General features: G+C 68.9%; 25 protein-coding genes. 17 read left to right on the forward strand and 8 right to left on the reverse strand.

What is annotated here, in order from left to right; genetic code table 11:
* The first annotated feature begins 9 nt into the window (after nucleotides 1-9).
* From BLR91_RS06415 to dnaE, 9 genes are all read left to right on the forward strand, one after another.
* Nucleotides 10-1,026: an FtsQ-type POTRA domain-containing protein gene (locus tag BLR91_RS06415; protein WP_089876292.1), complete on the forward strand. Its 1,017-nt coding sequence runs from the start codon at nucleotides 10-12 to the stop codon at nucleotides 1,024-1,026.
* A 142-nt stretch (nucleotides 1,027-1,168) separates the two neighbouring features.
* A complete protein-coding gene (ftsZ, locus tag BLR91_RS06420) occupies nucleotides 1,169-2,350 on the forward strand; it encodes a cell division protein FtsZ (protein WP_018191362.1) in 1,182 nt (393 codons plus the stop codon).
* Nucleotides 2,316-3,029 carry a YggS family pyridoxal phosphate-dependent enzyme gene (locus BLR91_RS06425; RefSeq protein ID WP_089876290.1) on the forward strand — a complete coding sequence of 238 codons (714 nt, stop codon included), beginning with the start codon at nucleotides 2,316-2,318 and terminating at the stop codon, nucleotides 3,027-3,029. Before ftsZ ends, BLR91_RS06425 begins: the two co-directional genes overlap by 35 nt.
* Nucleotides 3,030-3,093: 64 nt before the next feature.
* Complete coding sequence (locus tag BLR91_RS06430; RefSeq protein ID WP_018191360.1) at nucleotides 3,094-3,621, forward strand: cell division protein SepF; 528 nt, start codon at nucleotides 3,094-3,096, stop codon at nucleotides 3,619-3,621.
* Nucleotides 3,622-3,722: 101 nt separating this feature from the next.
* Entirely contained in the window at nucleotides 3,723-4,019 is a 297-nt protein-coding gene (locus BLR91_RS06435) for a YggT family protein (protein WP_018191359.1), read from the forward strand.
* 148 nt (nucleotides 4,020-4,167) lie between these two features.
* Nucleotides 4,168-5,004, forward strand: a complete 837-nt coding sequence (locus BLR91_RS20325) for a DivIVA domain-containing protein (protein WP_020077377.1) — start codon at nucleotides 4,168-4,170, stop codon at nucleotides 5,002-5,004.
* A 31-nt stretch (nucleotides 5,005-5,035) separates the two neighbouring features.
* Nucleotides 5,036-5,629, forward strand: a complete 594-nt coding sequence (gene lspA, locus BLR91_RS06445; protein ID WP_089876288.1) for a signal peptidase II — start codon at nucleotides 5,036-5,038, stop codon at nucleotides 5,627-5,629.
* The gene (locus BLR91_RS06450; protein WP_020077379.1) at nucleotides 5,630-6,550 is read left to right on the forward strand and encodes an RluA family pseudouridine synthase; all 921 of its coding nucleotides are present in this window, start codon (nucleotides 5,630-5,632) and stop codon (nucleotides 6,548-6,550) included.
* A 35-nt stretch (nucleotides 6,551-6,585) separates the two neighbouring features.
* Nucleotides 6,586-10,101 carry a DNA polymerase III subunit alpha gene (gene dnaE / locus BLR91_RS06455; protein WP_089876286.1) on the forward strand — a complete coding sequence of 1,172 codons (3,516 nt, stop codon included), beginning with the start codon at nucleotides 6,586-6,588 and terminating at the stop codon, nucleotides 10,099-10,101.
* A 22-nt stretch (nucleotides 10,102-10,123) separates the two neighbouring features.
* Here the strand turns inward: dnaE and BLR91_RS06460 are convergent, their stop codons facing one another.
* On the reverse strand, nucleotides 10,124-10,654 hold the full coding sequence (locus tag BLR91_RS06460) for a flavin reductase family protein (protein WP_089876283.1): 531 nt from the start codon (nucleotides 10,652-10,654) through the stop codon (nucleotides 10,124-10,126).
* Nucleotides 10,655-10,733: 79 nt separating this feature from the next.
* On the opposite strand from BLR91_RS06460, the gene hisD reads away from it, so the two are divergent.
* Genes hisD through BLR91_RS06475 form a run of 3 tightly spaced genes read left to right on the forward strand, consistent with a single transcriptional unit; the run spans nucleotide 10,734 to nucleotide 13,596 of the window.
* The gene (hisD, locus tag BLR91_RS06465) at nucleotides 10,734-12,044 is read left to right on the forward strand and encodes a histidinol dehydrogenase (protein ID WP_089876280.1); all 1,311 of its coding nucleotides are present in this window, start codon (nucleotides 10,734-10,736) and stop codon (nucleotides 12,042-12,044) included.
* 16 nt (nucleotides 12,045-12,060) lie between these two features.
* Nucleotides 12,061-12,531 (forward strand): transcriptional regulator NrdR, encoded by a 471-nt coding sequence (nrdR, locus tag BLR91_RS06470; protein WP_018191352.1) that lies wholly within the window; start codon nucleotides 12,061-12,063, stop codon nucleotides 12,529-12,531.
* Between the two features lie 21 nt (nucleotides 12,532-12,552).
* Nucleotides 12,553-13,596: a quinone-dependent dihydroorotate dehydrogenase gene (locus BLR91_RS06475; protein ID WP_089876277.1), complete on the forward strand. Its 1,044-nt coding sequence runs from the start codon at nucleotides 12,553-12,555 to the stop codon at nucleotides 13,594-13,596.
* Here the strand turns inward: BLR91_RS06475 and BLR91_RS06480 are convergent.
* Nucleotides 13,564-14,514 (reverse strand): ribonuclease HI family protein, encoded by a 951-nt coding sequence (locus BLR91_RS06480; protein ID WP_089876275.1) that lies wholly within the window; start codon nucleotides 14,512-14,514, stop codon nucleotides 13,564-13,566. The genes BLR91_RS06475 and BLR91_RS06480 overlap by 33 nt on opposite strands.
* A 1-nt stretch (nucleotide 14,515) precedes the next feature.
* Nucleotides 14,516-15,112, reverse strand: coding sequence for a DUF3043 domain-containing protein (locus BLR91_RS06485; protein ID WP_089876273.1), 597 nt, complete (start codon nucleotides 15,110-15,112; stop codon nucleotides 14,516-14,518).
* Nucleotides 15,113-15,153: 41 nt separating this feature from the next.
* On the opposite strand from BLR91_RS06485, the gene BLR91_RS06490 reads away from it, so the two are divergent.
* The 5 genes from BLR91_RS06490 (at nucleotide 15,154) to BLR91_RS06510 (ending at nucleotide 20,275) form a co-directional block, all read left to right on the forward strand.
* Nucleotides 15,154-16,608 (forward strand): dipeptidase, encoded by a 1,455-nt coding sequence (locus BLR91_RS06490; RefSeq protein ID WP_089876271.1) that lies wholly within the window; start codon nucleotides 15,154-15,156, stop codon nucleotides 16,606-16,608.
* Between the two features lie 94 nt (nucleotides 16,609-16,702).
* On the forward strand, nucleotides 16,703-17,059 hold the full coding sequence (gene erpA, locus BLR91_RS06495) for an iron-sulfur cluster insertion protein ErpA (RefSeq protein WP_018191347.1): 357 nt from the start codon (nucleotides 16,703-16,705) through the stop codon (nucleotides 17,057-17,059).
* A gap of 144 nt (nucleotides 17,060-17,203) precedes the next feature.
* Nucleotides 17,204-18,091 (forward strand): aa3-type cytochrome oxidase subunit II, encoded by an 888-nt coding sequence (ctaC, locus tag BLR91_RS06500; RefSeq protein WP_018191346.1) that lies wholly within the window; start codon nucleotides 17,204-17,206, stop codon nucleotides 18,089-18,091.
* Nucleotides 18,092-18,100: 9 nt separating this feature from the next.
* Nucleotides 18,101-19,849 carry an aa3-type cytochrome oxidase subunit I gene (gene ctaD / locus BLR91_RS06505; RefSeq protein ID WP_018191345.1) on the forward strand — a complete coding sequence of 583 codons (1,749 nt, stop codon included), beginning with the start codon at nucleotides 18,101-18,103 and terminating at the stop codon, nucleotides 19,847-19,849.
* Between the two features lie 3 nt (nucleotides 19,850-19,852).
* Nucleotides 19,853-20,275, forward strand: coding sequence for a cytochrome c oxidase subunit 4 (locus BLR91_RS06510; protein WP_018191344.1), 423 nt, complete (start codon nucleotides 19,853-19,855; stop codon nucleotides 20,273-20,275).
* Nucleotides 20,276-21,068: 793 nt separating this feature from the next.
* On the opposite strand, the gene BLR91_RS06515 is transcribed toward BLR91_RS06510, so the two are convergent.
* The 5 genes from BLR91_RS06515 to ctaE form a co-directional block, all read right to left on the reverse strand.
* Nucleotides 21,069-21,884 carry a putative RNA methyltransferase gene (locus BLR91_RS06515; protein WP_089876269.1) on the reverse strand — a complete coding sequence of 272 codons (816 nt, stop codon included), beginning with the start codon at nucleotides 21,882-21,884 and terminating at the stop codon, nucleotides 21,069-21,071.
* Between the two features lie 94 nt (nucleotides 21,885-21,978).
* Complete coding sequence (gene qcrB, locus BLR91_RS06520) at nucleotides 21,979-23,595, reverse strand: cytochrome bc1 complex cytochrome b subunit (RefSeq protein ID WP_018191342.1); 1,617 nt, start codon at nucleotides 23,593-23,595, stop codon at nucleotides 21,979-21,981.
* Nucleotides 23,592-24,659 (reverse strand): cytochrome bc1 complex Rieske iron-sulfur subunit, encoded by a 1,068-nt coding sequence (gene qcrA, locus BLR91_RS06525; protein WP_018191341.1) that lies wholly within the window; start codon nucleotides 24,657-24,659, stop codon nucleotides 23,592-23,594. Before qcrA ends, qcrB begins: the two co-directional genes overlap by 4 nt.
* 42 nt (nucleotides 24,660-24,701) lie before the next feature.
* Nucleotides 24,702-25,541: a cytochrome bc1 complex diheme cytochrome c subunit gene (qcrC, locus tag BLR91_RS06530; protein WP_018191340.1), complete on the reverse strand. Its 840-nt coding sequence runs from the start codon at nucleotides 25,539-25,541 to the stop codon at nucleotides 24,702-24,704.
* Between the two features lie 23 nt (nucleotides 25,542-25,564).
* Nucleotides 25,565-26,209, reverse strand: coding sequence for an aa3-type cytochrome oxidase subunit III (gene ctaE / locus BLR91_RS06535; RefSeq protein WP_026307206.1), 645 nt, complete (start codon nucleotides 26,207-26,209; stop codon nucleotides 25,565-25,567).
* Nucleotides 26,210-26,233 lie beyond the last annotated feature (24 nt).

Consider the following 26,233-nt stretch of genomic DNA (forward strand, 5'->3'; position numbering starts at 1 on the left):
GGCTGCTCGGTGAAGCGTCCCCAGGGTTTCGACCGGCAGGAGGTGCCGGCGTCCGCGCCACTCCGGCGCGAGCCGGAGGCGCGCGACGAGCAGCGGCGGGAGTCCGCGCCCGCGCGCGGCGTCGGTACGGTGACCGAGCCCATCCCGGTGATCGCCGATCCCTCGGCCGCGCAGCCCGTTGACGCCGAACCCACGCGTCCCGCCCGCGCCGACCGGCCGACGGACACCTCGCCGTACTCGCGGCTCCCCACGAACCGGGAGATCGACAAGGCGCTGCGAGCGGCCCGCCGGGAGCGCAAACGGCTCGAGCGGGGCGAGGTACGCCGCTTCACCAAGCGGTCGCGCAGGCGCCGCATCGCCTGGCTGGCCGCCGGCGCCGTCGTGGCCGGGCTCGTGCTCTCCGTCGCGCTCATCGCGTACTCCCCGCTGCTCGCGCTGAAGCACATCCAGGTGACCGGCACCTCCCGGCTGGATGCGAAGGCCGTCGAGAAGAAGCTGTCGGATCAGCTGGGCACCCCGCTGCCGCTGCTCGACCAGGCCGGCATCTCGAGAGACCTGGCCGCGTTCCCGCTCATCCGCAGCTACACGGTGGAGAGCCACCCGCCCGACTCGATCATCGTGCGCGTGGTGGAGCGGCAGCCGGTGGGCGTCATCCAGCAGGGGGCCGCGTACACGCTGGTGGATGCCGCGAAGGTGCCGATCTCGAGCAGCGAGAAGCGGCCGGACGGGTACCCCCTGATCGCGGCGAGCGGCGGGGCGGCCGACGTGGATGCCGGCTCCGGCTTCGCGGCGGCGGCCAGCGTCCTGAGCGCTCTCCCGGCCGACGTGCTCGCGCAGGTCGACACTATCGCGGCCAAGACGAAGGACGACGTGAGCTTCACTCTCCGGGGCAACGGTGCGACCGTGGTGTGGGGGAGTGCGGAGGACTCGTCGCTGAAGGCGGCGGACCTGGGCGCCCTGCTGAAGAGCGCGCCGGGATCGTCGCGGTACGACGTCTCCTCGCCCCACAGCGTGACGACGGGATGACCGGGTTGGGCACGACTTTTCCGACACGCCTGACCGGATACCGGGGCGGCGGCCCGGCCCACCTAACGTCGGATCGAGAATTGCATACTCAGCAAGACTTTAAGCCTCAGCTAGAGGTTGAAGGTTCCAGTGGAGGCCGGACGTGACAGCACAACAGAACTACCTCGCCGTGATCAAGGTCGTCGGCATCGGCGGAGGCGGCGTCAACGCCGTCAACCGCATGATCGAGCTCGGCCTCCGCGGCGTCGAGTTCATCGCCATCAACACGGACGCCCAGGCGCTGCTGATGAGCGACGCCGACGTGAAGCTCGACGTCGGCCGTGAGATCACGCGCGGCCTCGGCGCCGGAGCGGACCCCGAGGTCGGCCGTCGCGCCGCCGAGGACCACGCGGAGGAGATCGAGGAGGCGCTCGCGGGCGCCGACATGGTCTTCGTCACCGCGGGTGAGGGCGGCGGCACCGGCACCGGTGGCGCACCCGTCGTCGCGCGCATCGCGAAGTCGATCGGCGCACTGACCATCGGTGTCGTCACCAAGCCCTTCTCCTTCGAAGGCAAGCGCCGCCAGCAGCAGGCCGAGGCCGGCGTGCAGCGCCTGAAGGAAGAGGTCGACACCCTCATCGTGGTGCCGAACGACCGGCTGCTGGAGATCAGCGACCGCGGCATCAGCATGCTGGAGGCGTTCTCCACCGCCGACCAGGTGCTCCTCGCCGGTGTCCAGGGCATCACCGACCTCATCACGACCCCCGGCCTCATCAACCTCGACTTCGCCGACGTCAAGTCGGTCATGCAGGGAGCCGGCTCCGCCCTCATGGGCATCGGCTCCTCGCGCGGCGCCGACCGGGCGATCAAGGCGGCGGAGCTGGCCGTGGCCTCCCCGCTGCTGGAGGCGTCCATCGACGGCGCCCACGGCGTCCTGCTCTCCATCCAGGGTGGATCGAACCTCGGCATCTTCGAGATCAACGACGCCGCCCGTCTGGTGCAGGAGGCGGTGCACCCGGAGGCGAACATCATCTTCGGTGCGGTCATCGACGACACCCTCGGCGACGAGGTGCGCGTGACCGTGATCGCGGCCGGATTCGACGGCGGCGAGCCGAGCACGCGGCCGGCCGCGGTGGATGCGCGCCGCGCCAGCTACATCGAGGCCGGCTCCGAGGAGTCCCAGGTGGCCTCCTCCGCCGAGGTCGAGGCAGGCGAGATCCCCGCGCCCGTGACGACCGACGCCTGGCAGACGGGCGAGAGCCCGGTCACCGAGGCCGCCCAGCAGAAGGACCCGGCGTTCGACGACGAGAATGACGACCTCGACATCCCCGACTTCCTCAAGTAGTCCGCTGGCCGAGCGGCTCGCCGCGGTCCGGGAGGGCGTCGCCGACGCCGCCCGGGCCGCCGGCCGTTCGCCCGACGAGCTGACGACGATCGTCGTGACCAAGTTCCACCCGGCCTCGCTCGTCCGCGAGCTGGCGGCCCTCGGCGTGCACGACGTGGGGGAGAACCGCCACCAGGAGGCGCAGGAGAAGGCGGCGGAGCTCGCCGACCTCGACCTCACGTGGCACTTCGTCGGCCAGCTGCAGAGCAAGAAGGCGCGGCAGGCGCGGCGCTACGCGTCCGTCATCCACTCGGTCGACCGGTTCTCGCTCGTCGACGCCCTCGCCGCGCGCGAGGGCGAAGGCGACCCGGATGTGGACGTGTTCGTCCAGCTGAACCTGACCGACGACCCCGCGCGCGGCGGTGTCGCCGACCGCGACCTCGAACCGCTGGTGGAGCACGTGCTCGCCGCGCCCGGGCTCAACCTGCTCGGGGTCATGGCCGTCGCCCCGCTCGGCGAGACGCCGGCCAGCGCCTTCGAGCGGGTCCGTGCCGCCTCCGACCGCGTCCGCATCCTCGCGCCGGAGGCCACGTCGATCTCCGCGGGGATGTCGCAGGACTACCGCGAAGCCATCGCGGCCGGCGCGACACACCTTCGGATCGGGACCGCCATTACCGGGAATCGGCCGGAGCTTCGTTAATCTCGAAAAGAAGAGTTCGAAGTGCGTGGCGAGGCGTCGACGCGCAGGTCTGTACGGAGGAACCATGGCCAACCCGCTGAAGAAGACGATGGTCTACCTGGGCCTCGCCGACGAGGAACTGGAGTTCGAGGAGCAGCCGCAGGAGCAGGCTCATCACCAGCCGCGCCGCGAAGCACCGGTCCACACCCCGGCCCCGTCGCCGGTCCAGGCCGTCCCCCACCCCGCTCCGGTCGCTCCCGCGGCCGGTCGCGCTCCGGTCACGCCGCTGCGCAAGTCGTCCACCGCACGGAATGCATCGGTACAGGAAATGAACGAGATCCTCACGGTCCACCCCCGCCAGTACCGCGACGCCCAGGCGATCGCCGAGTCGTTCCGGGAGGGCATCCCGGTCATCATCAACCTCTCGCAGATGAGCGAGGGCGACGCCCGCCGCCTCATCGACTTCGCCAGCGGCCTCTCGCAGGGCCTCTACGGCAAGATCGAGCGGGTCACCCCGAAGGTGTTCCTGCTGTCGCCCAGCCACGTCGTCGTCTCGGGCGAGCACGGCGGCCAGGACGCCGAGGTCGACGCCTCCTTCTTCGCCCAGGCCTGAACCTGCGGGCTCCGGCCCGTCGACGCTCGAAGCGCACCGCCTCCCTCTCGTCCATTGCGGACGCTCAGGGGACGCGGTGCGCTTTCGTCCATACTGGGAAGGTGTTTGTCGTCTCCCTCATCGCGACCGTCCTCTACTATGCGTTGCTGCTCTACTTCTTCGTTCTGTGGGCCCGGTTCGTGCTCGATCTGGTGCGCGTCTTCGCGCGCCAGTGGCGCCCGCGGGGCTTCGGGCTCGTGCTCGCCGAGTCGACGTACGTGGTGACCGATCCGCCCATCCGCTTCTTCCGTCGGATCATCCCGCGCGTCTCGATGGGCCCGGTGGCGATCGACTTCGGCTGGAGCCTCACCATGCTCGTGGTGATCATCGGCTTGTACGTGACCCTGGGATTCCGCTGAGCGTCGGTCCGCTGTTCGGGGGAAGGCCCGTTGTATCGTTGACGAGCCGACGCGCCGGACAGGCGCTGGAGTGCGCGACTCCCGCCCGCTTTGCTAGCGTTGGCTGAACGCGTTTCTGTTCCAATTTCACGATCTAAGGTGGCTTGCCATGGCGCTGACTCCGGAAGATGTAGTCAACAAGCGGTTCCAGCCGACGAAGTTCCGCGAGGGCTACGACCAGGACGAGGTCGACGACTTCCTCGATGAGGTCGTCGTCGAGCTGCGTCGCCTGAACCAGGAGAACGAAGAGCTCAAGCAGCGCCTCGTGGCGGCCGACTCGCGGATCGCCGAGCTGCAGCGCAGCGGCGGTCAGGGCGGTGCCGCCCCGGTCGCCGCCGCAGCGCCGCAGGCGGCTGACAACGCCGAGACCGAGCGCCTCCAGCGCGAGAACGAGGAGCTCAAGCAGCGCCTCGCCCAGGCCCAGCAGGAGGCCGCGCAGGCGAAGCAGCAGGCCGAGCAGCAGGCGCAGGCCGCTCCGGCCTACCAGGCGCCCGCGGACGACGCGAACGACCCCAACGCCACCAACAACCTGCTCCAGCTCGCCCGCCGTCTCCACGAGGAGCACGTGCGCGAGGGCGTCGAGAAGCGCGACCAGCTCATCGCCGAGGGTCACGCGACGGCAGCCCGGATCGTCGCAGAGGCCGAGTCGAAGCAGCGCGCGCAGATCAGCGCCCTCGACCAGGAGCGCAGCGGCCTCGAGCGCCGCATCGACGAGCTGCGCACGTTCGAGCGCGACTACCGCAAGGGCCTCAAGAGCTACATCGAGGGCCAGCTCCGCGACCTCGACGCTCCGGTGCAGGGCGGCGGAGCCCAGCCCGGCGGTGCGTCCGGCAGCCGTTCCGCGGCACCCGTGAGCGGCTCCGTCCCGGCGCCGGTCCCCGCGGGCGGCTCCGACGACTCCGGCCAGGGGCAGCAGCCCCCGGCGTTCCCCGGCTTTGGAGGCTAGTCCCTCCCGGTCCAAGGTCAGCATCAGGGCCTTGGCGGTCCTGGCGGTGGTCGCGCTGTGCGTGTACCTGGTCGATCAGATCGCCAAGGTCCTGGTCGTCTCGAACCTGTACGAGGGCCAGCAGATCGAGGTCCTGGGGCAGCTGCTCCAGTTCCATTTCGTCAAGAACGCCGGCGCGGCCTTCTCCATCGGCAGCGGCTCGACGTGGATCTTCTCCATCGTCGGGGTCGGGGTCCTGGGCTTCGTGATCTGGTACGCCCCGCGCATCCGCTCCACCGCCTGGGCCGTGCTGTTCGGCCTCCTGCTGGGCGGCCTGCTCGGCAACCTGACCGACCGGCTGTTCCGCGAGCCGGGCTTCGGGGTCGGTCACGTGGTCGACTTCCTGCAGATCCCGCTGCTGCCGGCGATCTTCAACCTGGCGGACGTCGCCATCGTGTCGAGCATGGCGCTCTTCCTCATCCTCACCCTCCGTGGTGTCGGCCTCGACGGCCGGCATGCGCGCGACGAGGACGAGGATGAGGCGGATGCGGACGCTGAGGCCGCGGATGCAGCGGCCGCGGATGCAGCGGCCGTTGACACCACTCGCCCCGCGCCCGAACCGCACGACGACAAACCGCAGGCCTAGATGGAGTCGCGCAGCTTCCCCGTCCCGGACGGCCTGGAGGGCTCGCGGGTCGATGCGGGTCTCGCCAAGCTCCTCGGGTTCTCGCGCAGCTTCGCCGCCGAGATCGCCGAGGCCGGCGGCGTCACCGTCGACGGCCGCGAAGCCGGCAAGTCCGACCGCCTCTCCGCCGGCTCCTGGCTCGAGGTCTCGTGGCAGCCGAAGTCCGACGTCGAGATCGTGCCGATCGCGGTCCCCGAGCTGACGATCGTCCATGACGACGACGACATCGTGGTCATCGACAAGCCCGTCGGCGTCGCTGCGCATCCCTCTGTCGGCTGGGAGGGCCCGACCGTGCTCGGCGCCTTGGCCGCCGCGGGTTTCCGCATCTCCACCTCCGGCGCCGCCGAGCGCGCGGGCATCGTCCACCGGCTCGACGCGGGCACGAGCGGGCTCATGGTCGTGGCCAAGTCGGAGCACGCCTACACGGTGCTGAAGCGCGCCTTCCACGACCGCACGGTCGAGAAGATCTACCACGCGGTCGTCCAGGGTCACCCCGACCCGCTGACCGGCACCATCGACGCCCCGATCGGCCGGCATCCCCGGTCCGACTGGAAGTTCGCGGTCGTCGCCGGCGGCAAGCCCTCCGTGACGCACTACGAGACCATCGAGGCGTTCCCCTCCGCCAGCCTGCTGGAGATCCACCTGGAGACCGGGCGCACGCACCAGATCCGCGTCCACATGGCCGCTCAGCGGCACCCGTGTGTGGGGGATGCGATGTACGGCGCCGACCCCGTCCTCAGCGCGAAGCTCGGCCTCACCCGGCAATGGCTGCACGCCGTGCAGCTCTCCTTCGACCACCCGGCGACGGGGGAGTGGGTCACCTTCACGACGACGTATCCCGCCGACCTGCAGCACGCTCTGGACGTCCTCCGAGAGTCGTAGGGCCGACGTCGGAGGACGGCCTTAGGCTTAGATCGATGTCCGACTCCTTCGTCCACCTCCACGTCCACAGCGAGTACTCGATGCTCGACGGGGCGGCGCGTGTCAAACCCCTGGTGGAGTCCGCGGCCGCCCAGGGAATGCCCGGCGTCGCGATCACCGACCACGGCAACATGTTCGGTGCGTTCGACTTCTGGCGCACGGCGACCGACGCCGGGATCAAGCCGATCATCGGCACGGAGGCCTACCTCACCCCGGGTACGCACCGCTCCGACAAGACCCGCATCCGGTGGGGCGACGGCGGCGGCGACGACGTCTCCGGGTCGGGCGCGTACACGCACATGACGCTCCTGGCGGCGACGACCGAGGGGATGCACAACCTCTTCCGGCTGTCGTCGTACGCCTCGATGGAGGGCTACTACTTCAAGCCGCGCATGGACCGCGAGCTGCTGAGCAAGTACTCCAAGGGCATCATCGCGACGACCGGTTGCCCGTCCGGCGAGGTGCAGACCCGCCTGCGGCTGGGGCAGTACGAGGCGGCACGGGCCGCGGCGGCCGACTACCGCGACATCTTCGGCAAGGAGAACTTCTTCGCCGAGATCATGGACCACGGCCTCGGCATCGAGCGCCGGATCATGTCCGACCTCATCCGGCTGGCGAAAGACCTCGGCCTCCCGCTCGTCGCGACCAACGACCTCCACTACACGCACGCGGAGGACGCCAAGAGCCACGCGGCGCTGCTGTGCGTGCAGTCCGGCTCGACCCTCGACGACCCGAACCGCTTCAAGTTCGACGCCGACGAGTTCTACCTGAAGACCCCGGAGCAGATGCGGCAGCTGTTCCGCGACTACCCGGACGCCTGCGACAACACGCTCGCGATCGCCGAGCGCTGCGACGTGAAGTTCGACACCGCCGCCAACTACATGCCGCGCTTCCCGGTGCCCGAGGGCGAGACCGAGCAGACCTGGTTCGTCAAGGAGGTCGAGAAGGGCCTCGAGCAGCGCTACCCGAACGGCATCACACCCGAGGTGCGCAAGCAGGCGGACTATGAGATCGGCGTGATCTCGCAGATGGGCTTCCCGGGCTACTTCCTCGTCGTCGCCGACTTCATCAACTGGTCGAAGCGCAACGGCATCCGCGTCGGTCCGGGCCGTGGCTCCGGCGCCGGCTCGATGGCCGCCTACGCGATGCGGATCACCGACCTCGACCCGCTGCAGCACGGCCTCATCTTCGAGCGCTTCCTCAACCCCGACCGCGTCTCCATGCCCGACTTCGACGTCGACTTCGACGACCGTCGCCGCGGCGAGGTCATCAAGTACGTGACCGAGAAGTACGGCTCGGAGCGCGTCGCCCAGATCGTCACCTACGGCACGATCAAGGCGAAGCAGGCGCTCAAGGATTCGGGCCGCGTCCTCGGCTTCCCCTTCTCGATGGGCGAGAAGCTCACGAAGGCGATGCCGCCGCCCGTCATGGGCAAGGACATCCCGCTGACCGGGATCTTCGACAAGAACCACCCGCGCTACAAGGAGGCCGTCGACATCCGGGCGGTCGTCGAGACCGACCCCGAGGCGAAGACCGTCTTCGACACGGCGCTCGGGCTCGAGAACCTGAAGCGCCAGTGGGGTGTGCACGCCGCCGGTGTGATCATGTCGTCCGACCCGCTGATCGACGTCATCCCGATCATGAAGCGGGAGCAGGACGGCCAGATCGTCACGCAGTTCGACTATCCGGCCTGCGAGTCGCTCGGTCTGATCAAGATGGACTTCCTGGGGCTCCGCAACCTCACCATCATCAACGACGCCCTCGACAACATCCGCGACAACCGTGGTGAAGAGCTGGTGCTCGAAGACCTGGAGCTCGACGACCGGCCCGCCTACGAACTGCTGTCGCGCGGTGACACGCTGGGCGTGTTCCAGCTCGACGGCGGCCCCATGCGGTCCCTCCTGCGCCTGATGAAGCCGGACAACTTCGAGGACATCTCGGCACTCATCGCGCTGTACCGCCCGGGCCCGATGGGCGCGAACTCGCACACCAACTACGCGCTCCGCAAGAACGGGCAGCAGGCGATCACGCCCATCCACCCGGAGCTCGCCGAGCCGCTGGCCGACATCCTCTCGACCAGTTACGGCCTCATCATCTACCAGGAGCAGGTGATGGCGATCGCGCAGAAGGTCGCCGGCTTCTCGCTCGGTCAAGCAGACATCCTGCGCCGCGCGATGGGCAAGAAGAAGAAGTCGGAGCTGGACAAGCAGTTCGAGGGCTTCTCGCAGGGAATGCAGGCCAACGGCTACTCGATGGACGCCGTCAACAAGCTCTGGGAGATCCTGCTCCCGTTCTCCGACTACGCGTTCAACAAAGCGCACTCGGCGGCCTACGGGGTCATCTCGTACTGGACGGCGTACCTCAAGGCGCACTACCCGGCGGAGTACATGGCCGCGCTGCTCACCAGCGTCGGCGACTCCAAGGACAAGATGGCGCTGTACCTCAACGAGTGCCGCCGCATGGGCATCACAGTGCTCCCGCCGGACGTCAACGAGTCCAATCTCTACTTCGCCGCCGTCGGCGAGGACATCCGCTTCGGCATGGGAGCCGTCCGCAACGTCGGCGCCAACGTCGTCGAGGGCGTCCGCGAGGCGCGCGAGAGCAAGGGCCGGTTCGAGTCGTTCCACGATTTCCTGAACAAGGTGCCCATCCACGCCGCGAACAAGCGCACGGTGGAGTCGCTGATCAAGGCGGGCGCGTTCGACTCGCTCGGCCACACCCGCCGTGCGCTCGTCGAGGTGCACGAGGATGCGGTCGAATCGGCCGTGAAGATCAAGCGCAATGAGGCCAACGGCGACGTCGGGTTCGACTTCGACAGCCTGTGGGGCGAGGACGAGGTGTCGCAGACGCAGCACCACATCCCGCAGCGGCCGGAGTGGGCCAAGCGCGACAAGCTGGCGTTCGAGCGCGAGATGCTCGGGCTGTACGTCTCCGACCATCCCCTCGCCGGCCTCGAACTGCAGCTGGCGAAGCTCGCCAGCACGGGGATCGCCGAGCTCGTGGCGTCGGAGAACATCCAGGACGGCGAGACGGTGACGATCGCGGGCCTCGTGACGAGCGTGCAGCATCGCGTGGCGAAGGCGTCCGGCAATCAGTACGGCATGATCCAGGTCGAGGACTTCGGCGGCGAGCTGACCGTGATGTTCATGGGCAAGGCGTACCAGGAGTACTCGGCGCAGCTGCAGGGAGACGCGATCGTCGTCGTCCGCGGCCGGGTGAGCCTGCGCGACGACGGGATGAACCTGCACGCGTTCTCGCTGATGACGCCCGACCTCGGGCAGGCGAACGACTCCGGTCCGCTCGTCATCACGATGCCCGACCAGCGGGCGACGACCGACACGGTCATGTCGTTGAGCGAGGTGCTCGCACGGCATCCGGGCGAGAGCGAGGTGCGTCTCCGGTTGGTGAAGGGGCAGGTCGCGCGCGTGTTCGAGGTGCCGAAGCCGGTGACGGTGAGCGCCGATCTCTACGGCGAGCTGAAGGGCCTGCTGGGCCCGCACTGCCTGGTCTGACCGGGGTCCGGAGGGCGCCGGGTCAGACCGGGGTGCCGGGACGCCAGTAGGTGCGCTCGTGGTAGACGAGCGGCGCGTCGTCCTCGCCGAGGCCACCCTGCTCGATCTGCACGACGACCACGGCGCTCTGGTGCACCTGCACGCGCTCGACGATCCGTCCGATCATCCACGCCGTCGTGTCCTTAATCACCGGCAGGCCGTGCGGGCCGCGGTACCAGTGGTCGCCGAGGAACCGCTGGCTGTTGTCGCCGGACAGCGTCTGGGCGACCTCGCGGTTGCGCACCCCGAGGGTGTGGATGACGACGCGATCGGTCTCCGCGATCGCCGGCCAGCTCGAGGCAGACAGCGCCATGTTGAACGTCGCGAGCGGCGGGACGGCGGCGAGTGAGGCGAGCGAGGTCGCGGTGAACCCGACGGGCGTGCCGTCCTCGCGCTGGGCCGTTATGATGGCCACCCCGGCCGCGTGCCGCCGGAACGTCTGCCGGAAGGCCGCGAGGTCGGGGGTCGCGTCGGCAATGGCGCCGTCGGTGGGGTCGGGGGATGCGCTGTTCATACTGTTGGATACAAGCCCGAATCTGTGTGGACCATTCCGCGGGGGAGGGACTCGCCCGAGCGGATAAGGTGGATGGGCCATGATCCAGACCATCGACCTCCGCGGTGTCCAGCCTACTCGCGCCGCCTTCCAGCGACTCGTGCCCCGTCCCGTCGTGGACGTGCAGGTGGCGATGTCGGTCGCCTCCGAGCTGATCGATGACGTGCGCCATCGCGGCGTCGCCGCCCTCGCAGAGCAGGCCGAGCGTTTCGACGGCGCGGCTCCCGCCTCCGTCCGCGTTCCGCAGGCCGAGATCGATGCGGCCGTCGAGGCCCTTCCCGCCGAGGTCCGAGAGGCGCTGCAGGAGGCGATCGCACGCGTGCGCGAGGCGACGGCCGCGCAGGTTCCGCCGCCGACCGAGACCGTCATCCGCCCGGGCGCGTCCATCGTGCAGCGCTGGGAGCCTGTGGAGCGCGCCGGACTCTACGTGCCGGGCGGAAAGGCCGTGTACCCGTCGAGCGTGGTCATGAACGCCGTGCCGGCGCAGATCGCCGGCGTGGCCTCCGTCGCCCTCGCCAGCCCCCCGCAGCGCGAGTTCGGGGGAGCGGTCCACCCGGTCATCCTCGGCGCGGCGGGCCTCCTCGGCATCGACGAGGTGTACGCGATGGGAGGCGCGGGTGCGATCGGCGCGCTGGCGTACGGAGTCGAAGAGCTCGGGCTCGACCCGGTCCAGGTCATCACCGGCCCGGGCAACATCTACGTCGCCGCCGCGAAGCGCGTAGTGCGCGGGCAGGCGGGCATCGACTCCGAGGCCGGAACCACCGAGATCCTCGTGATCGCCGACGACTCGGCGGACCCCGCCTACGTCGCGGCAGACCTCGTGTCGCAGGCCGAGCACGACGAGGCGGCCGCATCCCTGCTGGTCACCGACAGCCCAGCGTTCGCCGAGCGGGTCGTGGCCGAGCTGGATGCGCTGGCCGGCGCCACCAAGCACAGCGAGCGGGTGCGCACCGCGCTGGGCGGCCCGCAGTCCGCGATCGTACTCGTGGACGACCTGGCCGCTGCCGCCGCGTTCAGCAACGCCTACGGCCCGGAGCACCTCGAACTGCAGACGGACGACCCGCAGGAGCTCCTCGGCTCCATCCGCAACGCCGGCGCCATCTTCCTCGGGCCGACGTCGCCGGTGAGCCTCGGCGACTACCTGGCGGGGTCGAACCACGTGCTGCCGACGGGCGGTCAGGCGCGGTTCTCGTCGGGACTCGGCGCGTACTCCTTCCTCCGGCCGCAGCAGGTCGTGCAGTACGACCGCGAGGCACTGCAGGAGGTCGCCGACCGGATCGTCGCCCTGTCGACGGCGGAAGACCTGCCCGCGCACGGCGAAGCGGTCACCCAGCGGTTCCGCACCCGCTGAGCGATAGAATCCCTCCATGTTCTGCCCTTTCTGCCGTCACCCGGACTCCCGCGTCATCGACTCTCGGACGAGCGACGACGGGCTGTCCATCCGCCGCCGCCGGCAGTGCCCGGAGTGCGGCCGTCGTTTCTCGACGACGGAGACGGCGAGCCTCAGCGTGATCAAGCGCAGCGGGGTGGCGGAGCCGTTCAGCCGCGAGAAGATCGTGCTCGGCGTCCGCAAGGCCTGCCAGGGCCGGCCGGTGACCGACTCCGATCTCGCCGTGCTGGCGCAGAAGGTCGAGGAGACCATCCGCTCGACGGGCGCGTCGCAGATCGAGGCCAACGACATCGGTCTGGCGATCCTGCCGGAGCTGCGCGAGCTCGACGAGGTGGCGTACCTGCGCTTCGCGAGCGTCTACCAGGGCTTCGACTCGCTCGATGACTTCGAGGAGGCCATCCGCTCGCTGCGGCTGGCGCACCACGCGGAGCCGGTGCAGGTCGACTAAGCCAGGTATTCTCTTACCGGCATGTATCGCGCACTCTTCGACCTCGTCCTGTCCCGACTCGACCCCGAGCGGGCCCATCACCTCGCCTTCGTGGTGATCCGCGCCCTCCCGGCCGTCGGGCTCGGCGGCCTGGCCCGGCGCTTCACGGCCCCAGATTCGTCGCTCGCCGTCGAGACGCTCGGTCTGCGGTTCGACTCGCCGTTCGGCGTCGCCGCCGGCTTCGACAAAGACGGCGAGGGCGTGCTCGGTCTCGGCGCACTCGGTTTCGGCCACGTCGAGGTCGGCACGATCACCGCCCGGCCGCAGCCCGGCAACGACAAGCCGCGGCTGTTCCGTCTCATCCCGGACCGTGCGGTCATCAACCGGATGGGCTTCAATAACCATGGCGCCGGTGCCGCCGCCAACCGGCTGCTCCGCGTGCGACGCGCATCCCAGCGCCCCGTGCTCGGCGTGAACATCGGCAAGTCTCGGGTCGTCGCCGTCGAGGACGCGACGGAGGACTATCTCACCAGCGCCCGCGCGCTCGCACCGGTGGCCGACTACCTGGTGGTCAACGTCAGCTCCCCGAACACCCCGGGCCTGCGCGGCCTGCAGGAGCTGGAACTGCTCGGCCCGCTCCTCACCGCCGTCAAGGATGTCGCCGGCGCGACGCCGCTCCTGGTGAAGATCGCCCCCGACCTCACCGACGAGCAGGTCGAGCGCATCGCGCGCCTCGCCGTGGAGCTCGGACTCGCGGGCATCATCGCCACCAACACCACGATCTCGCGCGACGGGCTCCGCACCGATCCCTCCGTCGTTGAAGCGGCGGGGGCAGGCGGCCTCAGCGGCCCCCCGCTCGCCGCGCGCTCCCTGGAGGTGCTGCGCCTCATCCGGGCCGTCGTGCCCGCCGAGCTCTGCGTCATCTCCGTCGGAGGCGTCGAGACCGCGGAGGACGTGCAGGAGCGGCTGGGTGCCGGGGCGACCCTGGTGCAGGGCTACACCGCGTTCCTCTACCGCGGCCCGCTCTGGGCCCGGCAGATCAACCGGGGGCTGCTACGCCTCCGGCGTGCCCTGGTGGAACCGTAGGCGCCAGCGTCCGGAGCTGCGCACCCACAGCGAGCTGCGCAGGGTCGCTCCGCGCGCATCCGTCGTTCGTGCGGTGAGCAGCAGCGTCTCCGAGGCGACGCGGTCGACCGCGAGCACCTCCATGGCGGCCGCCTGATCGTCTTCGACGGCCAGCTCGGAGATGATCGCATCCCGACCCCAGAGCCGGCCGGAGCGCCCGATCTCCTCGAACGAGGGATGCAGCAGCTCGGCGAGGCGGGATGCGTCCGAGCGCACCGCGGGCTCCAGCAGCTCGCGCTCCAGTCGCGCGACGACCTGCTCGTCCGTCTCGTCGGCGGCGAGGTCGGCGAAGAGGTCGAGTTCGAGGGAGGCGTCCTGCGCGGGGGCGGGTACGGCGGCTGCAGCGGCGGCAGCTGGTGCAGCCGCGGGCGCCGCTGCCGCTGGTGCCGGCGCCGGCTCCTCCGCGACGGCCGCGCGACCCGGCCAGCCCGGACCGATCGGGATGGGGTCGCCCTTCTGATACGCGAGCGCGACGGCGCGAGCACGCTCGTCCGCCGCTTCGTTGAGCTCGTGGCCCGCGTGGCCCTTGACCCACTCGAAGCGATAGCTGCGGCCCTGCAGGGCACGGTCGAGACGCTCCAACAGCTCGCGGTTCAGCACCGGAGCGCCGTCGGCCTTACGCCATCCCTTGCGCTTCCAGCCCGGCATCCACTTGGTCACCGCGTTGATCACGTACTGGCTGTCGCAGAAGATGTGCAGGTCGTCGCCGAGGTGGGCGGTCGCCTCCAGCAGGTCGATGACCGCCATGAGCTCGCCCTGGTTGTTGGTGCCGTGCGGCCAGCCGCCCGCGGACCAGTGGTCGTCATCCACGTACCAGGCCCAGCCGGCCGGGCCGGGATTGCCGAGGGCGGAGCCGTCCGCCGCCGCGACGATCGCCACGTCAGCTCGGGAACTGGCCGCGCTTGACCTGCGGCTTCGGCAGGCGCATGACCCGCAGCTGCAGTGCGCGCATCGCGGCGTACCAGCGCAGGCCGCGCTCCACCTTCGTCGCGCCGAACTTGGCGCCGATGCGCTTGCGCACCAGGAAGCCGAGCACGAAGCAGTCGATGACCGCGATCAGGAAGAAGCCCCAGAGCGCGAACAGGCCGTAGACCTGCATCTCCGGCCACGGCAGGAAGGTCAGGATGATGACGATCAGCATCACGGGGATGAGGAACTCGCCGATCGAGAACCGGGCGTCGACGTAGTCGCGCACGTACCGGCGCTGCGGTCCGCGGTCGCGAGCGGTCAGATAGCGGTCGTCGCCTGCCGCCATGCCGATGCGCGCCTTCTCGCGTGCCTCCGCCTGCTTCTGCCGGGCGACGCGCGCCGCCTCCTTGCGGTCCGTCGGCACCAGCGGGCGCTTGCGGGCGGCCTCCTGCTGGCGGCGCGAGGGCGTCGGTGCACCCTTGCCCTGCTTCAGCCGGGCAGCCGTCTCTTCGGGGGTCTCGGCGACGGGCGTCTCCGCCTCGCTTGCCGCATTCTGTCGTTTCGCCAACTTCGAGCCTTCGCTTGTGGGGTCCGCTTAAGATTACCCGCATGACAGACAGCCAGCAGACCCCAGTTCCCGCGGCCGCCGACGATGCGTCGGGCGGAGCGACCCCCGGCGTCGAAGGGGAGGTCCGCGCCGCGGTCGAGGCGGGGTTGCCGTCGGCCGTCGCCGACCTCTCGCAGCTCGTCCGCATCCCCTCGGTGTCGTGGTCCGCGTTCGACCCGCAGAACGTGCGCCGCAGCGCCGAAGCCGTCGCCGCGCTTCTGACGGACACGGGGATGTTCGACAGCGTCGAGATCAAGCAGGCGCCGATCGGCGACAGCGACACGCTCGGACAGCCGGCCGTGCTGGCCACGCGGGCCGCGAAGAACGGCCGCCCGACCGTGCTCCTCTACGCGCACCACGACGTCCAGCCCGAGGGGGACGAGGCGAACTGGGACACTCCGCCGTTCGAGCCGACCGTGCGCGGCGACCGCCTGTACGGCCGCGGCGCCGCCGACGACAAGGCGGGCGTGATGACCCACGTCGCGAGCGTCCGCGCCCTGCGCGATGTGCTGGGTGACGACCTGGAGGTCGGCCTCGCCGTCTTCATCGAGGGGGAGGAGGAGTTCGGCTCGCGCTCGTTCGCGAACTTCCTCCAGCAGAACACCGCGGCCCTCGCTGCGGACGTCATCGTGGTCGCCGACTCCGACAACGTCGACGTGAACACTCCCGCGCTGACCGTGTCGCTGCGCGGCAACGTGACGTTCCGGCTCACCGTCTCGACCCTGGAGCACGCATCCCATTCGGGCATGTTCGGGGGAGCGGCACCGGATGCGATGCTCGCCATGGTCAGGCTGCTCGCCACCCTGCACGACGACGATGGCGCGGTGGCCGTCGAGGGGCTCACCTCGTACGACGCAGCGGCCGAGCCGCCGGCGTTCACGGAGGAGCAGCTCGCCGAGGACGCGGCGTTCCTGCCGGGCGTCACCAGCGTCGGAAGGGGGCCGATCCTGTCGCGGATGTGGTCGCAGCCGACCATCACCGTCACCGGCATCGACGCGCCCAGCGTGGCCAACGCATCCAACACCCTGCTGCCCAGCGTCGCCGTGCGGATCAGCTCCCGCGTCGCACCCGGCCAGCCCGCTCGCGAGGCGTACGAGGCGCTCGAACGCCACCTGCGGGCGCACGCGCCGTTCGGCGCGCACATCGCGATCGACGACGTCGACCTCGGCGACCCGTTCCTCGTCGACACCGACGGATGGGCGGCGACCGAGGCGAAGCGCGCGATGACCGACGCCTGGGGCGCCGAAGCAGTCGAGACCGGCGTCGGCGGCTCCATCCCGTTCATCGCCGATCTCGTCCGCGAGTTCCCGGCCGCGCAGATCCTCGTGACCGGCGTCGAGGACCCGGACACGCGCGCTCACAGCCCCAACGAGTCGCTGCACCTGGGCGTGTTCAAGCGCGCCGTGCTGACCGAGGCGCTCCTGCTCTCGCGGCTCAACGGGCGCACCGCATCCTGAGCAGATCCCGCGCTCTGCCGAATTTCCAGTTCGGCGACGTACAATCGACGCAGATTTCGTTCCGAAGTCCCGTTTCACCTTCGTGAGGAGTCCCATGACCGACACAACGCTGACCGCGACCAAGGCCCACGGAGTCGGCCTGACCGACGCCGCGGCATCCAAGGTCAGGAGCCTGCTCGAGCAGGAGGGCCGCGACGACCTGCGTCTGCGCGTCGCCGTCCAGCCCGGCGGATGCTCGGGTCTGATCTACCAGCTGTACTTCGACGAGCGCATGCTCGACGGAGACGCGACCGTCGATTTCGACGGGGTGGAGGTCATCGTCGACAAGATGAGCGTCCCGTACCTCGACGGTGCGTCGATCGACTTCGAGGACACGATCCAGAAGCAGGGCTTTACGATCGACAACCCCAACGCGACCGGTTCCTGTGCGTGCGGAGACTCCTTCCACTGAGCCTCATATAGCACAGAGAAACACATCGGGCCGCCCTCCACAGGGCGGCCCTTTTGTTCGGATCAGGGTGTCAGTCGGAGTAGGGTAGACACAGCCACATACAGTTGCATGTGAACTGTCCAGTAGTCACTCGAAAGGTCACCGGTGCGTCACAATCGCCGTCTCCGATGGGCTGCCATCCCGATCGCCGCGACGCTCGTCGTGGCACTCGCGGGCTGCACGCAGGCTCAGCTGCACGGATTCCTCCCGGGCTTCGTCGAGGGCGAGCCGCCCGTCACGAACCACACCGACCGCATCAGCGGCCTCTGGGTGACCAGCTGGATCGTCCTGCTCATCGTCGGCATCGTCGTCTGGGGCCTCACGCTCTGGGCGGTCATCGTGTACCGCCGCCGGAAGGGCCAGACCGGCCTCCCCGTGCAGCTGCGCTACAACATGCCGATCGAGATCTTCTACACGATCGTGCCGCTCATCCTGGTGCTCGGCTTCTTCGCCTTCACCGCGCGCGACCAGAACGCCATCGAGCAGCCCTACGCGAACCCGGACGTCAAGATCCAGGTCTACGCCAAGCAGTGGGCATGGGACTTCAACTACGTCAGCGACAACGTCTACGACCCGGGAATCCAGGTCCAGCCGGATGACAACAGCGCCACCCCCGGATCGGTCCAGGAGGGCGAGGTCCCGACCCTGTACCTCCCCGAGAACAAGAAGATCACGATCCAGCTCGACTCGCGCGACGTGATCCACTCCTTCTGGGTGCCGGCGATGCTCTACAAGAAGGACGTCATCCCGGGCAAGACCAACTACATGTACTTCGAGACGACCGACCGCACGGGCACCTTCGTCGGCAAATGCGCCGAGCTCTGCGGCGAGTACCACTCCGCGATGCTCTTCAACGTGAAGATCGTCCCGCAGTCCGAGTACGACGCACACATCAAGAGCCTCCGCGCCCAGGGCTACGAGGGTCAGCTGGGCTCCGAGTACGACCGCAACCAGAACCTGCCCGGAACGGGCGCCCCGCAGGGCAACGAGTAGGACGCACAGATGACGACGACAGCACCGGCACCGGGAGCGACCACCGCCCCCAAGCCAGCGCCCACGTTCCTCACCGCGAACGGTGTGGAGCGCAAGGGCAACATCCTCGTGAACTACATCACGTCGACGGACCACAAGACCATCGGGTACATGTACCTGGTCTCGTCGTTCGTGTACTTCCTCATCGGCGGCGTGATGGCGCTGATCATCCGCGCCCAGCTGTTCGAGCCGGGCCTGCAGGTGGTCGCCACCAAGGAGCAGTACAACCAGCTGTTCACCATGCACGGCACGATCATGCTGCTCATGTTCGCGACGCCGCTCTTCGCCGGTTTCGCCAACGTGCTCATGCCGCTGCAGATCGGCGCACCTGACGTGGCGTTCCCGCGTCTGAACGCGCTGGCGTACTGGTTCTACTCGTTCGGCTCGCTGATCGCGGTCGCCGGCTTCCTCACCCCGCAGGGCGCAGCGTCCTTCGGCTGGTTCGCCTACGCACCGCTCTCGAGCACGACCTTCTCGCCGGGAATCGGCGGCAATCTCTGGGTGCTCGGCCTCGGTCTGTCGGGCTTCGGCACCATCCTCGGCGCGGTGAACTTCATCACCACGATCATCACGATGCGTGCCCCGGGCATGACCATGTTCCGCATGCCGATCTTCACCTGGAACACTCTGGTGACGTCGATCCTCGTGCTGATGGCCTTCCCGGTGCTCGCCGCCGCCCTCTTCGCTCTCGCTGCCGACCGCGTGTTCGACGCGCACATCTACGACGCGGCGAACGGCGGAGCCCTGCTCTGGCAGCACTTGTTCTGGTTCTTCGGCCATCCCGAGGTGTACATCATCGCTCTGCCGTTCTTCGGCATCGTGTCCGAGATCTTCCCGGTGTTCAGCCGCAAGCCGATCTTCGGATACAAGACGCTGGTGTACGCGACGATCGCGATCGCCGCCCTGTCCGTCACGGTGTGGGCGCACCACATGTACGTCACCGGCTCGGTGCTGCTGCCGTGGTTCTCGCTGATGACAATGCTCATCGCCGTCCCGACCGGTGTGAAGATCTTCAACTGGATCGGCACGATGTGGCGCGGGTCGCTCACGTTCGAGTCGCCGATGCTCTGGTCGATCGGCTTCCTGATCACGTTCACCTTCGGTGGTCTGACCGGCGTCATCCTCGCGTCGCCGCCGCTCGACTTCCACGTGTCCGACACGTACTTCGTCGTCGCGCACTTCCACTACGTGGTGTTCGGAACCGTCGTGTTCGCCATGTTCGCCGGCTTCTACTTCTGGTGGCCCAAGTGGACGGGCAAGATGCTCAACGACCGGCTGGGCAAGTGGCACTTCTGGCTGCTGTTCATCGGCTTCCACACGACCTTCCTCATCCAGCACTGGCTGGGAGTCGTGGGCATGCCGCGCCGGTACGCCACCTACCTGCCGTCGGACGGCTTCACCTGGATGAACCAGGTCTCGTCGATCGGCGCCGGCATCCTGGCGATCTCGATGATCCCGTTCTTCGTGAACGTGTACCTGACCGCGCGCAACGCGCCCAAGGTCACGGTCAACGACCCGTGGGGCTACGGCCGTTCGCTCGAGTGGGCGACCAGCTGCCCGCCGCCGCGGCACAACTTCACGTCGATCCCGCGTATCCGTTCGGAGTCGCCGGCGTTCGACCTGAACCACCCCGAGGCGGGCATCCCGATCGGTGTGGGTCCCGCGAAGGACGCCCCCGACGCCCCTGTGCACGACGTCGCGAACGACGAGGTGAAGTAACCCATGCGCGCCAATGCCATCCTGTTCTGGATCCTGTCGATCTTCTTCCTGCTCTCGGCGGTCGTCTACACGCTGTGGAACCTGCTCGACCAGTCCCACCGCAACGTCGAGTGGGTCGGCACCATCGGCATGCTGCTCGGTGCGATCCTCGCCGCCTTCATCGCGTTCTATGTCGGTCGCTCCCACGCCTCGCAGGGCGGGGAGCTGCCGGAGGACCGTCTCGACGCGAACATCGACGACGGTGACCCCGAGCTGGGTCACTTCAGCCCGTGGAGCTGGTGGCCGGTCGCCCTCGCGTTCGGCGCGGGCCTGGTCGTCCTGGGCCTCGCCGTCGGTTTCTGGATCTGCTACATCGGCGTCGCCTTCGCCCTGGTCTGCATCGTCGGCTGGGTCTACGAGTACTACCGCGGCTACTTCGCGCGCTGAGCGCGCCGTCCGCGCCTGCTGGGGGCCGCCTCCCACGGGAGGCGGCCCTCGCTGCGTGTCCGGGCACTCACGCGTCGCCTGTGGGTCGCGACACGCCGTTATCCCGCCGCCCAAACGGCGTGTTGCGACCCACGGATGGCACGGACGTGGGCACTCAGCGTGCGTGGCGCGCACTCCTCGCGTGTGAGACGCAACACGCCGTTATCCCGCCGCCCAAACGGCGTGTTGCGACCCACGGATGGCACGGACGTGGGCACTCAGCGTGCGTGACGCGCACTCCTCGCGTGTGAGACGCAACACGCCGTTATCCCGCCGCCAGAACGGCGTGTTGCGACCCACGGATGACACGGACGTGGGCACTCAGCGTGTGTGGCACACTCCTCGCGTGTGGGACGCAACACGCCGTTATCCCGCTGGCATAACGGCGTGTTGCGACCCAGGGATGGCACGGTCGTGGGCAACGAGGGCTGCGTCTCCAACTGGCGCTGCGTACGAGTGAGCCGTCGCACCGTCCGGCCCGTCCGGCCCGTGTAATGCAACGCGTCGTCGTCCCACGTTTCGTTCTGTGGGACGCAACACGCCGTTATCCTGCCGTCGTAACGGCGTGTTGCGACCCTCGGAGGTGTCCCGCGCGAGTTGGTCTCGTGCTCCGGCTCGCGCCGAGGCGGCCGCCGGGCCCGGCCTGCTCCGTCCAGTGGACGCAACACGCCGTGGCTGCGACGCCATGGGCGGCGTGTTGCGTCCACCAGGCGCAGAGGATGGGGCCTACAGGGTGAAGGCGAGACAGGCGGCGTCAGCGGCGGGTGAAGCGGACGACGTCGACGGAGACGCGCGTCGCGTCGACGTCTGACGGGACGGCAGCGCCTGCGGCAGCATGACGCGCGGAAGGCCCCATGCCCGCCAGAGCCTCGCGCAAGGGGGGCGTGAGTGCCAGGTCGTATGCGACCGGTTCGCGCGCCAGGAGGGCGTACAGGGGCTCTGCGGCCATGATCACGTCGTCCGCCTTGTCGGCGGGGATGTCGAGCATGGTCCCGGCGGCGCGCAGCGAACCGAGGTGGTCGGCGCGGGGGACCACCACCACGAGGGTTCCGCCGGAACGCAGGACGCGGTGGAACTCCGGGAGGTTGCGCGGGGCGAACACGTCGAGCACGGTGTCGGCCGTGTCCGAGCGCACGGGCAGCGGACGCCAGGTGTCGGCGACGAGGCCGTCCATCCGGTCCGAGGAGCGCACGGCGCGAGCGACCGCTTGAGGGGACAGGTCCAGGGCGAGCCCCAGGGCGTCCGGCAGGGCATACAAGGCTGCTCGGAGGTAGTGGCCGGTCCCGGCGCCCGCATCCAGCACTCGCGTCCCGACGGTGGACGCCGCCACGGCGTCGGCGATGGGGGAGTAGGCGCCGCCTTCGAGCACCAGGTCGCGCGCATCCAGCATCTCGGCGGTGTCGCCCAGGTGTTTGGTGCCTCCGCCCAGAAGAGAGACGTACCCGCGCTTGTTCACGTCGTGGCGGTGGCCGTTGACACAACCGAGGGTGAGGCGGTCGACCGGTTTCAGATCGGCCGCGCAGACGGGGCAGCGCAGCCAGGTGGAGAGGCGGGACGGATCAGCGGACATCGGCAGCCCCTCGGTCAAGCAACGGGAACAACGGGCGGGAACACGAAAGCGCCGGCGCGAATGAACGCACCGGCGCTTCCGACGGAGGCGGGCCTCAGTGGTGGTCGTGACCCGACTCGAGCTCGTTCCGGGTCGGCGGAACGATGCGGTCCTCGAAGAACCAGCGGGACAGGCCAGCGCGCATGCGGTTCGCCGCCGTGATCTTGCCCCGACGGTTCGGACGCAGCATCAGCGGCTCGTAGGACTCGAACGACACCAGACGCCAGCGCTCGTAGTCGCTCAGCTGCTCGTGCACCTCGATGAACTCGCCACCGGGCAGCTTCACGATGCGGCCGCTCTCGTAGCCGTGGAGCGCGATCGAGCGGTCCTTCTTCTGCAACGCCAGGCAGACGCGCTTCGTCACGACGTACGCGACGACAGGTCCGACGAACAGCAGCGCCTGCAGGGTGTGGATGACACCCTCCATCGTCAGCTTGAAGTGCGTCGCGATGATGTCCGAGCTCGCCGCCGCCCAGAAGACCGCGTAGAACGTGACACCGGCAGCGCCGATGGCGGTGCGGGTTGCAGCGTTGCGCGGACGGTCCAGGATGTGGTGCTCACGCTTGTCGCCGGTGATCCACGACTCGAGGAACGGGTAGATCATGACGGTCACGATGAACAGACCGAGGATCGCCACCGGGATGATGATGTTGAACGACCAGGTGCGGTCGAGCCACACGAACTCCCAGCCCGGCGGGACCAGACGCAGGGCGCCGTCCGCGAAGCCGATGTACCAGTCCGGCTGGGTACCGGCCGACACCGGGGAGGGGTCGTACGGGCCGTAGTTCCAGATCGGGTTGATCGTGAACAGCGAGGCCATCAGCACCAGGACACCGAAGACGATGAAGAAGAATCCACCGGCCTTCGCGGCGTACACCGGGAGAACCGGGTAGCCGACGACGTTGCCCTGGGTGCGACCGGGAGCCGCGTACTGCGTGTGCTTGTGGATGACCACGAACATCAGGTGCAGCGCGATGAACGCCACGACGAACGCGGGCAGAAGCAGGATGTGCAGCGTATAGAGGCGCCCGACGATCGCCGTGCCCGGGAACTCGCCGCCGAAGAGCAGGAACGAGATCCACGTTCCGACCACCGGAAGGCCCTTGATGAGGCCGTCGATGATGCGGAGGCCGTTGCCCGAGAGCAGGTCGTCCGGGAGCGAGTAGCCGGTGAAGCCCTCGGCCATCGCGAGGATGAACAGCACGAAGCCGATCACCCAGTTCAGCTCACGCGGCTTGCGGAACGCGCCCGTGAAGAAGATGCGGAGCATGTGCAGGCCGATGGACGCCACGAACAGCAGAGCCGCCCAGTGGTGGATCTGACGGACCAGCAGGCCGCCGCGCACCTCGAAGGAGATGTTCAGCGTGCTCTGCATCGCCGAGGACATCTCGATGCCCTTCAGCGGCACGTACGAGCCGTTGTAGGTGACCTCGGCCATCGACGCCTGGAAGAAGAACGTCAGAAACGTGCCGGACAGCAGGATGACGATGAAGCTGTAGAGCGCGACCTCACCGAGAAGGAACGACCAGTGGTCGGGGAAGATCTTGCGACCGAACTCCTTGACGGCCCCTGAGATGCTGGTGCGGTCTTCGAGGTAGTTCGCGGCTGCCGCCGTGAAGCCACCCTTCTTGGCCGTCGTCGTTGCCGCGGGTGCGGCGGTCGTGGTGCTCAATGGCGCTCCCAGAAGCTTGGGCCGACGGGCTCGGTGAAGTCGCTGCGGGCGACCAGATAGCCATCGGCGTCGACGGTGATCGGCAGCTGCGGCAGCGGCCGCTTCGCCGGTCCGAAGATGACCTGCGCCTCGTGCGTGATGTCGAACTGCGACTGGTGGCACGGGCAGAGCAGGTGGTGGGTCTGCTGCTCGTAGAGCGCCACCGGGCACCCGACGTGCGTGCAGATCTTGGAGTAGGCGACGATGCCGTCGTAGTTCCAGTTCTCACGGCCCTTGGACACGTGCAGGTCCTCGGGCTTGAGGCGCATGAGGAGCACGGCGGCCTTGGCCTTCTCCTCCAGCATGTTCTCCGACTCGTTGAGGCCTTCGGGGATCACGTGGAACGCGCTCCCGAGGGTCACATCCGAGGCCTTGATCGGGGTTCCGGTTGGGTCGCGGGTGAGCCGGACCCCCTTCGCCCACATCGTGTTCGAGAGCAGCTCGACCGGGTCCTCGTTCTCGGGCGCGAGGCCGCGGAAGAGGACGACGGCGGGCAGCGGGAACGCGATCAGCGCGCCGATGAGGCTGTTGCGCACGAGCGTGCGCCGGCTGAAGCCGGACTCCTCGTCGGCCTGACGGAAGATCTCGGCCGCGCGCTCGGTGGTCGCCTCGCTGCCGCGCACCGGGTGGCGGAGGTCGACGCCCTCCTTCTCGTGCATGAGCGCCTTGCCCCAGTGGACGGCGCCGATGCCGATCGCGAGGAGCGCGAGCGCTCCGCCGATGCCGATGAACAGGTTGTTCAGGCGGACCGAGCCAGGGTCGCCGTCGACGATCGGGAAGGCGAGGTAGGCGGCGACCGCCCAGACCGAGCCCGCGATCGACAGGTAGAACAGCGTGTAGACGGTGCGCTCGGCGCGCCGTTCCTTCCGCGGGTCGAGGTCGGTGACGCGCGGGCGGTGAGGCGGGAAGCCGGGGTTCTCGACGGCGTCGCGGATGATCACCGCCGTCCCGGGGTCGCCGGTGCGGTGCGCCTCAGACGAACTGGCGGGCGTCAGCTCGCGACCGCCGTTCTCGTCCTGTGCCATTGCTCTCCTTCTTACGCTGTGGTTCGTGCCTGTGCGGGCCGACTAGTTGGACTTGGCCGTGATCCACACGGTGAGGGCGACGATGGCGCCCAGACCGAAGATCCAGAGGAACAGGCCCTCGGCGACCGGGCCGAGGTTGCCCAGCTCGAAGCCGCCCGGGGACGGGTTGTTCTGAATGTACTTCAGGTACGTGATGATGTCGGCCTTGCCCTGCGGCGTGATGTTCAGGTCGTTGAAGACCGGCATGTTCTGCGGGCCGGTGACCATGGCCTCGTAGATGTGCTCGGCGCTGACGCCGGTGAGCGGCGGGGCGTACTTGCCCTCGGTGAGCGCTCCACCCGCGCCGGCCACGTTGTGGCACATGGCGCAGTTGATGCGGAACAGCTCGGCGCCGTGGGCGGCGTCGCCCTTCCCGTCGAGGTACTTCTGCTCGGGGATGGACGGCCCGGGGGCGAGGGACGCGACGTAGTCGGCGAGTGCCTTGACCTGGTCGTCGGTGAACTGGACCGGCTTCTCCTGCGCCTGCGGGCCCTGCATCTGCATGGGCATGCGGCCGGTGCCGACCTGGAAGTCGACGGCGGCGGCGCCGACGCCGATCAGGCTCGGGGCCACCGAGCTGCCCTGGGCGTCGAGCCCATGGCAGGTGGCGCAGTTGGCCTGAAAGAGCTTCTTGCCCTCGTCGACCGAGTTCTGGCTGGCGGCGGCCACCTGCGGCTCGTCGGCGGACGCGGTGGTCGTCGTGAACGCGGCGTACGCGCCGCCGGTCAGCCCGAGGCCGATCGCGAGCAGCGCGACGGTGGCCAGAGGGTGTCGACGGCCGGCCTTGCGGGCGGGCTTGCCCGTGCGAGGCTGGGTGGCCGGGCGGGGGTTTTTCGGACGCATGGGGTGAAGAACGCTCCTGTTTCCTATCGGATGATGTAGATGACCGCGAACAGTCCGATCCACACGACGTCGACGAAGTGCCAGTAGTACGAGACGACGATGGCGCTCGTCGCCTCCTTGTGGCCGAAGATCTTGACCGCGAACGCACGGCCGATCACGAGGAGGAAGGCGATGAGGCCGCCCGTGACGTGGAGGGCGTGGAAGCCCGTCGTCAGGTAGAACGCCGATCCGTAGGCGTTGGAGCTGAGGGAGATGCCCTCCGAGACGAGGGTCGCGTACTCGAGCACCTGGCCGGAGACGAAGACCGCGCCCATGAGGTAGGTCAGCGTGAACCACTCGACCATGCCCCAGCGCCAGAACTGCAGCAGACCGCCCGTGCGGCGCGGCTGCATGCGCTCAGCGGCGAAGACGCCGAACTGGCAGGTGACCGAGCTGAGCACCAGGATCAGCGTGTTGGTCGCCGCGTACGGGATGTTGAGGTGCTGCGTCTCGGCGGCCCACAGATCGGGCGACGTCGACTTGAGGGTGAAGTAGATCGCGAAGAGCCCCGCGAAGAACATCACCTCCGAGCCGAGCCAGACGATCGTGCCGACGGCCACGACATTGGGCCGGTTGATCGCCGGCGCACTCGCTGAGGGAGAAATGGAGGTGCTCGTCACGTAACCCATTATGGCTGAAAAGAACCCTTGGTT

This window comes from Leifsonia sp. 466MF, assembly GCF_900100265.1.
Taxonomy (GTDB): Bacteria; Actinomycetota; Actinomycetes; order Actinomycetales; family Microbacteriaceae; genus Leifsonia.

Coding starts and splice junctions, on each gene's coding strand:
- BLR91_RS06425 (WP_089876290.1), top strand. CDS start 2,316: ATGACGACCTCGACATCCCCGACTTCCTCAAGTAGTCCGCTGGCCGAG.
- BLR91_RS06430 (WP_018191360.1), top strand. CDS start 3,094: ATGGCCAACCCGCTGAAGAAGACGATGGTCTACCTGGGCCTCGCCGAC.
- BLR91_RS20325 (WP_020077377.1), top strand. CDS start 4,168: ATGGCGCTGACTCCGGAAGATGTAGTCAACAAGCGGTTCCAGCCGACG.
- BLR91_RS06450 (WP_020077379.1), top strand. CDS start 5,630: ATGGAGTCGCGCAGCTTCCCCGTCCCGGACGGCCTGGAGGGCTCGCGG.
- dnaE (WP_089876286.1), top strand. CDS start 6,586: ATGTCCGACTCCTTCGTCCACCTCCACGTCCACAGCGAGTACTCGATG.
- BLR91_RS06460 (WP_089876283.1), bottom strand. CDS start 10,654: ATGAACAGCGCATCCCCCGACCCCACCGACGGCGCCATTGCCGACGCG.
- hisD (WP_089876280.1), top strand. CDS start 10,734: ATGATCCAGACCATCGACCTCCGCGGTGTCCAGCCTACTCGCGCCGCC.
- nrdR (WP_018191352.1), top strand. CDS start 12,061: ATGTTCTGCCCTTTCTGCCGTCACCCGGACTCCCGCGTCATCGACTCT.
- BLR91_RS06475 (WP_089876277.1), top strand. CDS start 12,553: ATGTATCGCGCACTCTTCGACCTCGTCCTGTCCCGACTCGACCCCGAG.
- BLR91_RS06490 (WP_089876271.1), top strand. CDS start 15,154: ATGACAGACAGCCAGCAGACCCCAGTTCCCGCGGCCGCCGACGATGCG.
- erpA (WP_018191347.1), top strand. CDS start 16,703: ATGACCGACACAACGCTGACCGCGACCAAGGCCCACGGAGTCGGCCTG.
- ctaD (WP_018191345.1), top strand. CDS start 18,101: ATGACGACGACAGCACCGGCACCGGGAGCGACCACCGCCCCCAAGCCA.
- BLR91_RS06510 (WP_018191344.1), top strand. CDS start 19,853: ATGCGCGCCAATGCCATCCTGTTCTGGATCCTGTCGATCTTCTTCCTG.
- BLR91_RS06515 (WP_089876269.1), bottom strand. CDS start 21,884: ATGTCCGCTGATCCGTCCCGCCTCTCCACCTGGCTGCGCTGCCCCGTC.
- qcrA (WP_018191341.1), bottom strand. CDS start 24,659: ATGGCACAGGACGAGAACGGCGGTCGCGAGCTGACGCCCGCCAGTTCG.
- qcrC (WP_018191340.1), bottom strand. CDS start 25,541: ATGCGTCCGAAAAACCCCCGCCCGGCCACCCAGCCTCGCACGGGCAAG.
- ctaE (WP_026307206.1), bottom strand. CDS start 26,209: ATGGGTTACGTGACGAGCACCTCCATTTCTCCCTCAGCGAGTGCGCCG.